Source organism: Candidatus Andeanibacterium sp., assembly GCF_057143545.1.
Genome location: NZ_DBNHSF010000193.1, coordinates 1 through 4145 on the forward strand (window position 1 = coordinate 1; position 4145 = coordinate 4145).

Genomic DNA, 4145 nt, shown 5'->3' on the forward strand with positions numbered 1-4145 from the left:
ACAAGCGCGAGGACGGCGGTTACGTCACGCCGATCGAATGCGTCGGCGACGGGGCGACCTTCATCAGCCGCGTGCGCGACGATCCGACGGTCGATAACGGGCTCTCGCTGTGGTGCGTTTCGGACAATCTCAGGAAGGGCGCGGCGCTGAACGCGGTCCAGATCGCCGAACTGCTCGGCCGCCGTCACTTGAAGAAGGGTTGAGGGCGATGGCGGGTCCGAATTTCGTGTCCCGCCGGATACCCAGCAAGCTCCAATGGACCTGGCTGGGCCTGCTCGCCATCGCGCTCGGGCTCGCCCAGATCGACCAGCCCTATCCCGCTGTCGCCTGGCTGCATCACGGGCCGACCCTGCTCGCGCTCATCGCCATGCCCTTCCTGCTGAAGCGTTGGCCGATCAGCGACAGGGCGTTCGGGCAGGTGGTGCTGTTCCTGCTGCTCCACACGCTCGGCGGACGCTACACTTATTCGAACATTCCCTATGAGGAATGGTATGCCGCGCTCACCGGCGGCAACTTCCAGGAGCTGACCGGCTGGACCCGCAACCATTACGACCGGCTGGTGCATCTCGCTTTCGGGCTGTTGATGGTCCGCCCGGTGATGGAAATCTGCCATATCAAGGGGCTGGTCCGGCGGGCGGGGATCTGGGTCGCGCTGGCCTTCGTGCTTTCGATGTCGTGCCTCTACGAGATCTTCGAATATTGTCTCACCTGGTTCATGGCCGGGCCGCTGGCGGACGATTACAATGGCCAGCAAGGCGACATGTGGGACGCCCAGAAGGACATGGCGCTTGCCGCGCTGGGGGCAATCGTGTCAGCTAGCTGGCTGAGCCTGCGGGGTTCGCGGATCGCCTAGGAGGCGCGTATGGCTATCGAAGTGAAGTCCGGCGGCTGCCAATGCGGCAAGGTCCGCTATCGCGCCACGATCGACACCGACAAGGCCTATCTCTGCCATTGCCGCATGTGCCAGCGCGCGACCGGCGGGTTCGCCGCCGCCTTCGTCCACCTGGCCAAGGCCGATTGCACATGGGAGACGGAGCCCGACTGGTACCGCAGTTCCCCGATCGCGCAGCGGTCATTCTGTTCGAATTGCGGCTCGCCGCTCGGTTTCCAGTTCGTCGAGGGCGAAAACATGGATCTGACAGTGGGCACATTCGACGATCCGTCGGACCTTGTCCCGCACTGGCATTTCGGCGTCGAGGGCCTGCACGAGGCATGGCTCGACACATCGAGACTTCCGCGCAAGAAGACCACCGACTATCCCGAACTGGTCGAAAAATGGCGCAAGGCAACCGGGAGCGTGCCCGAATGACCGAACTGGTCTCGACCTATTTCAAATCGTTCGACGGCGTCGAACTGCAAGTCCACCAGATGGGGGCGGGCAGGCCGGTCGTCCTGCTCCACGGGCTGTTCTCGAATGCCGAGACCAATTGGATCAAGTTCGGGCACGCGCAGCGGCTTGTCGACGCCGGTTTCGAGGTCATCATGCCCGATTTGCGCGCCCACGGCGACAGCGCCACACCGCACAATCGCGCCGCCTATCCCGACGATGTGCTGGTCAAGGATATCACCGCGTTGGTCGAACGTCTTGGACTGACTGACTACGATCTGGCCGGCTTCTCATTGGGCGCGCGCATTTCTGTTCAATGCGTGATTTCGGGCCTGGCGCCGCGCCGTCTGGTGCTCGCCGGAATGGGGCTCGAAGGGCTCTGCGACTGGGCATCTCGCCGCGAGTTCTTCATCGATGCCATCGAGCGCTTTGACGAGATCAAGCAGGGCGAACCGGCATTTTTTGCCGTGCAGTTCATGAAGACGATGAACACCGACCGGGCGGCGGCGTGGATGCTGCTGGAATCGGTCGGCGACATCGACCGGGCCGACCTGGCGGCCATCGCCATGCCGACCCTGGTGGTGTGCGGCGATCTCGATCGCGACAATGGCTCGCCCGAGGCCCTGGCCGACGCACTGCCCGATGCCGAATTCAGATCGATCCCCGGAACCCACATGGGATCGGTTACCGGCCCGGACCTGGGCGAGGCGATCGCAGCGTTCCTGTCGGACTAGTCAAACACCTTGATTTGGTGCGCGTGGCAGGCCAAACCGGTTTCAAACAATACTTCTTCCCCGAAAGGCAGCCGACAATGAAATTCCCGATGAAATCCGTATTGCTTGCCAGCGCCCTGGCGCTGGGAGCGAGCGCCTGCACCAAGGTCGAGGCGCCCGATCCCGACGCGGTAATGCAGACCGAATATCCCGAAACACCCGAAGGCGCGGCGCAATTCGTCGCGGCCGCCGAATCCGCGCTACTCGACTATTCGAACCGGGCGAGCAAGATCTACTGGATCAACGCGACCTACATCACTCAGGATACCGACGCCCTTGCGGCCGAAGCCGGAGCCGAAGGGACCGAGCTGTCGGTCGATCTGGCGCTGCGTGCCGCGCGCTATGCGAAGATCGACGGGCTTGATCCGGACGTGAAGCGCAAGCTCGATATCCTTCGCACCGGGATCGTGCTGCCGGCACCGACGACGGAAGGGGCCGCGACCGAACTCAACGAGATCGCGACCGATCTCCAGTCGCAATACGGCAAGGGCGTGGCGACGCTGAACGGCGAGGAAATTCCCGGTGTCGATGCCGAAGAGCAGATGGGCAATCTCGAACGCACGCCGGCAGAGCTGAAGGAAATGTGGGAAAGCTGGCACAACAATGTCGGCACCCCGATGAAGGACGATTATGCCCGCATGGTCGCGATCGCCAATGACGGCGCCAAGGAACTCGGTTTCTCCGATGTCGGGGCGATGTGGCGCTCGGGCTACGATATGCCGCCGGAAGAATTCGCAGCGCTCACGGAGAAACTCTGGCAGGACCTCAAGCCGCTTTACCAGTCGCTGCACACCTATGTCCGCTGGAAGCTCAACGAGAAATATGGCGATGCGGTGCAGCCGGCGACCGGTCCGATCCGGGCGGACCTGTTGGGCAATATGTGGGCCCAGGAATGGGGCAATATCTATCCGCTGGTCGCGCCGGCAGGTTCCGGCGATATCGGTTACGACATTGGCGAATTGCTCCAAGAGAACAATGTCGACGAGATCGGCATGGTCAAATACGGCGAGGGCTTCTTCTCCTCGCTCGGCTTCGATCCGCTGCCGGAAACCTTCTGGGAGCGCTCGCTGTTCGTGAAGCCGCAGGATCGCGAGGTCGTCTGCCATGCCTCCGCATGGGACCTCGACAACAAGGACGATTTGCGGATCAAGATGTGCACCAAGATCAATTCGGACGATTTCCGCACCGTCCACCACGAGCTGGGGCACAATTACTACCAGCGGGCCTACAAGGATCTCGACTATCTCTACCTGAACGGCGCCAATGACGGGTTCCACGAAGCGATCGGCGATGCGATCGCGCTCTCTATCACGCCGCGATACCTCGTCCAGATCGGCCTGCTCGACGAATCCAGGGTGCCCAGCGCCGACAAGGATATCGGCCTGCTCCTGCGCCAGGCGATGGACAAGGTCGCGTTCCTGCCGTTCGGCCTGCTGGTCGATAAATGGCGCTGGGGCGTGTTCGACGGTTCGATCACGCCTGACCAGTACAACAACGCCTGGGTCGACCTGAAGCGCGAATACCAGGGGATCACGCCGCCAGTCGCGCGGCCGGCCAACGCGTTCGATCCGGGCGCGAAATACCATATACCGGGCAACACCCCCTATATGCGCTATTTCCTCGCGCGGATCCTGCAGTTCCAGTTCTACAAGGCAGCCTGCGAACAGGCCGACTGGGAAGGGCCGCTTCACCGCTGCAGCTTCTACGGCAACAGGGAAGTCGGCAGAAACCTCAACGCCATGCTCGAAATGGGCGCTTCCAAGCCCTGGCCCGATGCGCTCGAAGCGTTCACCGGTTCGCGCGAGATGAGCGGCGAGGCGCTGGTGGAATATTTCGCCCCGCTCAAGACCTGGCTCGACGAGCAGAACAAGGGCAAGCCGACCGGCTGGTGAGGCAATAGGCAATAGGCAATAGGCAGTGGGAATTTGGTCGTATCATCTATTTCTTGATTCCTATTGCCTATTGCCTACTTACCACTCCCTCACCTGAACGGCGGTTCGTTAAACGCGCGCAGCTTGCGGCTGTGCAGCCGCGGGCCCTCGGCC

The 4145-nt window shown here is 62.3% G+C and carries 5 protein-coding genes; all 5 read left to right on the plus strand.

Annotated elements, in window-relative coordinates; all coding sequences use genetic code 11:
• The coding region (locus tag AC16XC_RS11420; protein ID WP_484034782.1) for an Asd/ArgC dimerization domain-containing protein at nt 1–203 on the plus strand (203 nt) is incomplete at its 5' end.
• Nucleotides 204–226: 23 nt separating this feature from the next.
• Nucleotides 227–853 carry a DUF2238 domain-containing protein gene (locus tag AC16XC_RS11425; RefSeq protein WP_484034783.1) on the plus strand — a complete coding sequence of 209 codons (627 nt, stop codon included), beginning with the start codon at nt 227–229 and terminating at the stop codon, nt 851–853.
• Nucleotides 854–862: 9 nt separating this feature from the next.
• Nucleotides 863–1309: a GFA family protein gene (locus AC16XC_RS11430; RefSeq protein ID WP_484034784.1), complete on the plus strand. Its 447-nt coding sequence runs from the start codon at nt 863–865 to the stop codon at nt 1307–1309.
• Nucleotides 1306–2061: an alpha/beta fold hydrolase gene (locus AC16XC_RS11435; protein ID WP_484034785.1), complete on the plus strand. Its 756-nt coding sequence runs from the start codon at nt 1306–1308 to the stop codon at nt 2059–2061. The genes AC16XC_RS11430 and AC16XC_RS11435 overlap by 4 nt, the downstream gene beginning before the upstream one ends.
• An 89-nt stretch (nt 2062–2150) precedes the next feature.
• Nucleotides 2151–3992 (plus strand): M2 family metallopeptidase, encoded by a 1842-nt coding sequence (locus tag AC16XC_RS11440; RefSeq protein ID WP_484034786.1) that lies wholly within the window; start codon nt 2151–2153, stop codon nt 3990–3992.
• The last annotated feature ends 153 nt before the right edge of the window (nt 3993–4145 follow it).

Coding starts and splice junctions, on each gene's coding strand:
- AC16XC_RS11430 (WP_484034784.1), top strand. CDS start 863: ATGGCTATCGAAGTGAAGTCCGGCGGCTGCCAATGCGGCAAGGTCCGC.
- AC16XC_RS11435 (WP_484034785.1), top strand. CDS start 1,306: ATGACCGAACTGGTCTCGACCTATTTCAAATCGTTCGACGGCGTCGAA.
- AC16XC_RS11440 (WP_484034786.1), top strand. CDS start 2,151: ATGAAATCCGTATTGCTTGCCAGCGCCCTGGCGCTGGGAGCGAGCGCC.